Genomic DNA, 6,397 nt, shown 5'->3' with positions numbered 1-6,397 from the left:
ACCAGCAGCAGGCGGACTTTGTGGCGCCAGAAACGGGTATAGCGGCGGCGGAGATATTGACGCAGTTCAGTAAGATAATGCGAATTTGCATCCAGGGTTTGTTGATGTGTGGCGGGTCCTGGATGATAAATCTTGTTTAAAGCCTCGGCTCGCGCCAAAGCATTCCACCCTTGCAGAATAAAAGGTGATAACCACATCAGTAAAAACCACGCTCCTGCAAGGTATAGCAGGGACATTTGTAATGTGAAGGGAGGTAAACCGAGCGCGTCCTTTAAAAACCAATACAGGCAACCAATAATCACCAGAAATAGAGTGATCGTTACTGAACACCAGATGAACTGGCGAAAAAGAGAGCCTTGATGTTCCTTATCATTTATCAATGGTAATTACTCCAATAATACATTTACGCATTTGATCCTGGGCTATCCATCCACATGATTGCCCAGCCTCAAGGCTTCTGAAGGCAGCCATAGAAATTGCAACAAATGGGGACATTTGCTGCAGGTCCCCCCAATATGGGGCAAGGATGTGTTCCAGCGTCGGCCATCCTCCCGATTGCAAATATTCTGCTGCACGGTTATTAAATGACAGACAGTGTTCAGGCGGAGAAGTCATAAGGGAAATTTTTTCAACCTGCCTGGTTAGCATCAGGGCGGTTTCATCTGGAGTATCCTGCCGTTCAGCACGTTGCACGATAACTTTTTTTTCTACCCCGACGCACCAGACAAACCCTGCTTCTCCGGTAATCTGCGTAGAGTCGATGTGGCTCGCCGAATAAATGCCAGCACACAGTAATCTATTTTTATGCCGGGAGAGACGATGGTAATGGTCGATAGCATCATCTAACTGATCGATATCGTTCAGCGGTAAAAGCGGCTGCTGAAACTGCCATCCTGAATCACATAACGTCTGCATAAACTGTTGCCCCGCTTGTGACGAACCACACCAGTACAACGCCTGAAATACTGGAGGACATGAGCTTTTTAATGCGTATGTCTCAATCAACGTGCGCACTAAATGTCGAGTTAATGCCGCCTCCCGGCGCCAAATGTCGTTTTCCAGTATTTGTGGGCAACGCAAAACCCTGAAACCATGCTGGGTTATTAAATATTCTGGCGGAGAGCTATCTCGCGCCAGAGCAGCCAGATGATGCTCTGGTTTATCACCGCCCGGCCCCAGCAAACACCATGGTTCTATCGGAAGTCCGGCTGCTCGTTGCCGCCACCATCGCACTTCCTCCTGCTGCAGTATATGGCGATAAGCCCGTTGGTTCCCCGAAGCCACCTGATAAATCAAGACTCGTGCAGCAAACAGAAATCCGATAAAAAGGGTAGGAAAAACGGCAGTCCAGAACCAGAATTCTGCAGTATGGGTGGCCTTGTCTAAAGGCCATAACCAGAGGATAAAAAATGTAAACAGTAAATTACCCACCAGCCATGCCACTCCCCAGCGTTTTTTACAGGGGGGAACAACTCCCCGGTAATCAGGATAAAGCCGCGGATATTTCATAGCGCGATATCCATCTCCTGTAATGAACTCACCAAAGCGCAACCGCAGGTGCAACGGTGTCCATCCAGAGCAACAGACTTACCATCAATCATGGTTCCTGCTGCTCCCTCAATAATTGTTGTAGCTCCATGCTTATTGCACTGCACCGCATCCCCCACGCGGGCAATAGGCTTGCCAAAAGCAAGATATTTCCCGGATAAGACAGTTCCACCATATTCCCGTAAAGTATCGCCCTGTCGGACTATTTTTTTAAACGCGCTCATTGCCGGCTATCTCCTGTTACTAGCTGGCTCGACAAAGTTATTTAAATTTTCCACCAGTTCATCCAACTGTTTTTTATCACTCGCTGCTTCTTGCTGATTATAAATTTTGCGTAACTGGGTAACATTACGCGTGGGGAAAACTATATTCACATATAGCGGAACCTGGCATATCATTTCGCCATTGATATCGGAAACAGGACATGTTTGCATAGAAGACATATGCCTTACTTTCTCGACCATGCCACGGATAACTTTCCCGCCCATTTCACGGATCTTTTTATTTCTGGCAGCGATAGCCTCATTCTCCAGCTGCTGCGCCTGTGCCGATAATTCCATGCCGTCTTTCATGACGTTTCCTAACTTATCCACACCCCGATCCACTGCGGCAAATGCTTTATTTTCCTCAGCAACTAAATAAATATTTATGCCAATAAGCACCTCGCCACCTTTTTGGCTCATTTTTAACAAAGAAGTCTCTTTATTAGCATCATCCCCGCTATAAATGGTACGGTAGCGAAAATAACCCGCCCACAGTTCGCGATACCCCAGACTAGATTGCATAAACCACGCACGTGAATCATGAATATGATCGTCATACAACTTACAAACTTGGGCATAGTCATTATCATCGGTAATCGCGCCACGATCGTCTTTAAAGAGTATTCCTTTTAACGAGTTAGCCGCGGTTTTCATCTGCGTATATTCAGCCGCCTGATCGTCAGGATCGAAGATGTACGTAATCCTCCCACCAATGCCATCAACCAGCATCTGCCATCCACCGCCAGTGTTATTCCGCGTCATGCCTACCGTGTAAGGAGAGAGAGCGTGATAATCTGCACGAAATTCGTCCGCTGCCTGCTGCAACTGCTGCTGATCGAGAGCAGGTTCGAATATTGGTACTCCCGGCGTATCCGGTATTATCTTGCGAGCCTTTTCACGCTCTTTCTGTTTTTCATCACGCGCCCTCTCACTTGCGTCACGGTGCTGCTGGTCCGTATCCCCACTATTCCATGCCGCTTCCTGATAAAAGGACTGACGCTGGTAACTGCCATTCGCAAAACGTCCTATACGCCAGGCAGTTATCCACGCCATCTGCTGTTCAATCACATTTTCCAGCGCATGCTTCAGGTCAACAGGTTGATAACCAGAGGTGGCGTTCTGCGGCAGGTCTGGCTGCAAAGTGGTGCGCCAGGCATTGAAGCGCTCGATAAGCGGTTGTTTGATTTTAAATTCCTGCAGAACGTCCTCACTCATATTCCGTGAAGGCTTACGCGATACTAAATCGGGCGGGATCATCTGTTCCGGTACCATCAGGGGGGCGCCCATAGCAAAGGCTGCGGCATAAAGATCGTGCAGCACAATCTGCGAGAGAATCAGCGCATCCTCAACGCTCTTCCCCTGCTCCCCCCGGGCATAGCCGCCGCCCACGTCAGAGTGAACACCAGGGTAAACCACCTCAAAGGTACTGGCGGGGTAATTTCCCTCCGTGCGTCTGACAGAATCGAGCGGAAAGCACAAACGCTGCTCGTGAGCGGAGACAAAATGGCAGCAGCGCTGAATAAATCCGGGGAATTGACTTTCATCCGGCAGCGCCAGATTATCATCCGCCCACGCCATATGCCCCTGAAATCCAGGGGCTATGCGTGCAATCCCTACCGAGGCCACGGTGTCGCAGAGACCAAGAAACTCAACGGCTATCGGCCTGCCCAGCAGAGTGGGTTGCGGAGTTTTCTCCTGTAGCAATGCCGCATCCAGGATGTCCGTTAACCAGTTCACAAAGGCGCGCGCCTCGGCGGCGCCGCGGGAGAAACCGTAGATAAACAGCTTGATTTTGAGGATTTTCGGCTGATGGGTTTTCGCTCTAGCGCGCAGTGGGGCAAACAGGTGACGGAATACGACCTGCCGCCTCATCGTTCTTATTGGTTTGTTTACTTTCGCCTTGCCTGCCATGTCCTTTGAAAGAGACTGTGCCAACCCCTTCGCTTCGCTATCACCCAGACGTTCTCCGGTTAATGTATGCCTGACGGCATCGACAATGCGCAGCAGTGCCCAATTAATTCGCGCCTCTCCCCCCGTGGCATATCTTAACCCCGCATCGCTAAAATCCAACTCGCCAATTTCCGGAAAAGCAGTCCCCACACCGGGTATATAGTAGCTATAATATCCGCTATCGATATCTTCAAGCGCCGTATGATAAAGTCGGGCGATATTGCTGGGGTTCGGTCTTTTTGCCTCAGCGCTTGCTTTTTCATTATTATTAGTGCCGTCAAAAAATAGGCTGACATGCAGGCTTTTACAACAAGGAGGGGTATTATTAAGACCATTTTGCGCATTCAGCGTTAGTTTAAACTCCTTCTCCTCACGTGTCTGTAAATCTACATTGGCTTGTACCAAGTCAATATTTTTAGGCAACCGGCCTTCAGCGGGGAAATACGGAGGTGCTAAAACCGACCTGACATTCATTTGGGGCATTGCTCAGGCTCCTCCATTTCACGGGGCTCTTTAATCGGATATTCAGCGGCACCATATGTTTTGCAAGAGGCAGTAACCTTGATTTGATTACAGGGCAAAAAATGGACGGTTAATCCGCATTTCCTGTCACCGTAGTCGGGAATATCGACTGTGGTGTAGTGTTTAACCCTCCCCTCTATAACTTTTTTTTCCCATGCCTTATATTTCTCCCAATCCTCATATCCAGGAAAGTTGATTATGTCTGAAGTCGTACTGACCACCCACACAACATCAGCCTTTAAACCTGGTCGCCATTTATCAGGCAGGGAAATGCAACAAGCTCCTCCCTTTTCCCCGAAGGAACCAATATTCGGCCCGATACTGCCGTTGACGCTGAAGCCGGGAATCTCCTGGCGTGTATGGTTAACCCCACGCAAATCACCGCTGCTCCAGGTTTCCGGTTGTTCACAACTGGTCAATAATAATGCCGCAAACAAAAACAGCGTATAGCCCCTGCATTTAGTAAGCATCTTGATCATATTTATTTTTACTCTTTGTCTCACTCATGTAGGCGCATGCTGGCTTTAGGATACACACCAATGAATTATGCGCGAAAAATTACAGAGCCATTATTAATCAGGTCTCTTCTTTTTATCGATGGTTTGCTGTTCACCCCCCCTCCCGATAAATACTCACTAAAAAAGCGCTCATTATCAAGCGGTGTTTCTTCATCCATCATCTGCAATCGCTGCCACAAATGATTAAATAATGTTTGCTTTGTAAACTCAGGATGCCTGAAGTGATATTTTCTGATAAATCCTTCGATATCACTAATCATACCTAATTGGCTGTATTGAGCATCGGTAAGCGTTAATAATGTCGTCTCGCTAAAGTTATATTCACAGTTTTCACCCCGAAACCAGACGGATTGCCCATCGCGATTACGCCAACTCCATAGTTGCGCAATATGTAGAAAATAATTTTTTTGTTGCTCAGTCAATACTGACGTTACCAACGCCGGGAATACTCGGGTATCATAAAATCGCATTAAGCCCTTACGGCCCTCCCATTCCGCAATAATCAGGTTCTGCAAATGTTTTGCCAACAAACTAAAATCACACACAGAAAAAAAGAGCAATATTCGCGCCGGATCATTATATTGCCGAAGTAAGGCTGACAACCACTCTTTGTGTTGCCATACATCAATACATAATTGCAAAAAAAGAGGCGCATCTTCAATAAACTCATTTTCCGGTTCATTCTCTAATAGCGAAACCCAGGCAATCTGCGGTTGAAACCGCATCAAATCATGAACTAAAGAGGGGGCATCCCCAGCCTGATCCACAATAATATTTACTGACACGGTATCCAGACAAGCACACACTTGTTCGATCTGTTTTAACCAATTTAATATTGAATTATCAGTATCTGCGTCCATTTGATATCCTTTTAGTTAGCGAGGGATAAATCCAGCGGCAGCTTCCTGTGCTTTACATAGACACTCTTTACAAATCGATTGTGGGAGTTCTGGTAATGGAAAGTCCTGCCTTGTCGGGCCTTCAAATACATGTTTTCCCTTAAGGCTTAACAAACCAGGCCCATGTATTTCAATTCGACCATCGGGAGACAACCGAATATACGCGCCACCGCATGCCAGGGTAATCCCATTTTTGGCTGTCAATTGCAAATGGCCCTGCGTGGACTGAATAGTAATATCTTTGAGCGCAGTAATAGACAGAGTATCTGCATGCGATTCCAGTTCGCAAGGCCCCTTACCAGAGACAATCCTTACTCCCTCTGTTTGAGCCAATAAAGAAATAGCGTAATTAGCATTAAGCGCAATGCGTTTGCTGCTGGCAATATGTACTTCGCCCATACTTTGGGCATAGAGTGCTTTCCCCGTCTGTAGCATCACTGTATCCGGACTGACAATCCCTACTCCAGCAGGGGCTGTCAACAACATAGCGGGTTTTTGAAGCCGTTCGGCCGCTTTTAAATAGTCACGTAAGCATTGTGCGTCGGGTTGCACGTTATGATGACTCTCAGCAATCTCTCCCCACTCAGTAGCCTGATGAATAGCACCTTTAACAAGGCTTATTGCTGACCCCATCTCAAGTACCTGCCCCTGCGCTTTCATCTGCGCATCAGCGGTGATGAATATCCCTTTCCCGGCC

At 47.6% G+C, this 6,397-nt stretch carries 7 protein-coding genes; all 7 read right to left on the bottom strand.

All coding sequences use genetic code 11. The features are described from left to right. Window positions 1-380, bottom strand: a 380-nt coding sequence (locus ABLV12_RS08645) for a hypothetical protein (RefSeq protein WP_348866977.1), incomplete at its 3' end; no start/stop codon positions are given. After that, complete coding sequence (locus ABLV12_RS08640; protein WP_016809483.1) at window positions 370-1,509, bottom strand: hypothetical protein; 1,140 nt, start codon at window positions 1,507-1,509, stop codon at window positions 370-372. The genes ABLV12_RS08640 and ABLV12_RS08645, both read right to left, overlap by 11 nt. After that, window positions 1,506-1,772, bottom strand: coding sequence for a PAAR domain-containing protein (locus ABLV12_RS08635; protein ID WP_160887919.1), 267 nt, complete (start codon window positions 1,770-1,772; stop codon window positions 1,506-1,508). Before ABLV12_RS08635 ends, ABLV12_RS08640 begins: the two co-directional genes overlap by 4 nt. A 6-nt stretch (window positions 1,773-1,778) precedes the next feature. Next, complete coding sequence (locus ABLV12_RS08630; protein WP_160887917.1) at window positions 1,779-4,244, bottom strand: DUF2235 domain-containing protein; 2,466 nt, start codon at window positions 4,242-4,244, stop codon at window positions 1,779-1,781. Further along, window positions 4,232-4,762, bottom strand: coding sequence for a DUF3304 domain-containing protein (locus tag ABLV12_RS08625; RefSeq protein ID WP_049128287.1), 531 nt, complete (start codon window positions 4,760-4,762; stop codon window positions 4,232-4,234). Before ABLV12_RS08625 ends, ABLV12_RS08630 begins: the two co-directional genes overlap by 13 nt. Before the next feature lie 65 nt (window positions 4,763-4,827). After that, window positions 4,828-5,661, bottom strand: a complete 834-nt coding sequence (locus ABLV12_RS08620; RefSeq protein ID WP_160887915.1) for a DUF4123 domain-containing protein — start codon at window positions 5,659-5,661, stop codon at window positions 4,828-4,830. A gap of 15 nt (window positions 5,662-5,676) precedes the next feature. Then, window positions 5,677-6,397: DUF2345 domain-containing protein (locus ABLV12_RS08615; RefSeq protein WP_032745806.1), on the bottom strand; the 721-nt coding region annotated here is incomplete at its 5' end.

It is taken from the genome of Klebsiella sp. CN_Kp100 (genome assembly GCF_040065315.1).
GTDB classification, from domain to species: Bacteria; Pseudomonadota; Gammaproteobacteria; order Enterobacterales; family Enterobacteriaceae; genus Klebsiella; species Klebsiella oxytoca.
The sequence above is the reverse complement of the archived record's forward strand: the minus strand, read 5'-3'. Positions and strand labels throughout refer to the sequence as shown.

Coding starts and splice junctions, on each gene's coding strand:
- ABLV12_RS08640 (WP_016809483.1), bottom strand. CDS start 1,509: ATGAAATATCCGCGGCTTTATCCTGATTACCGGGGAGTTGTTCCCCCC.
- ABLV12_RS08635 (WP_160887919.1), bottom strand. CDS start 1,772: ATGAGCGCGTTTAAAAAAATAGTCCGACAGGGCGATACTTTACGGGAA.
- ABLV12_RS08630 (WP_160887917.1), bottom strand. CDS start 4,244: ATGCCCCAAATGAATGTCAGGTCGGTTTTAGCACCTCCGTATTTCCCC.
- ABLV12_RS08625 (WP_049128287.1), bottom strand. CDS start 4,762: ATGATCAAGATGCTTACTAAATGCAGGGGCTATACGCTGTTTTTGTTT.
- ABLV12_RS08620 (WP_160887915.1), bottom strand. CDS start 5,661: ATGGACGCAGATACTGATAATTCAATATTAAATTGGTTAAAACAGATC.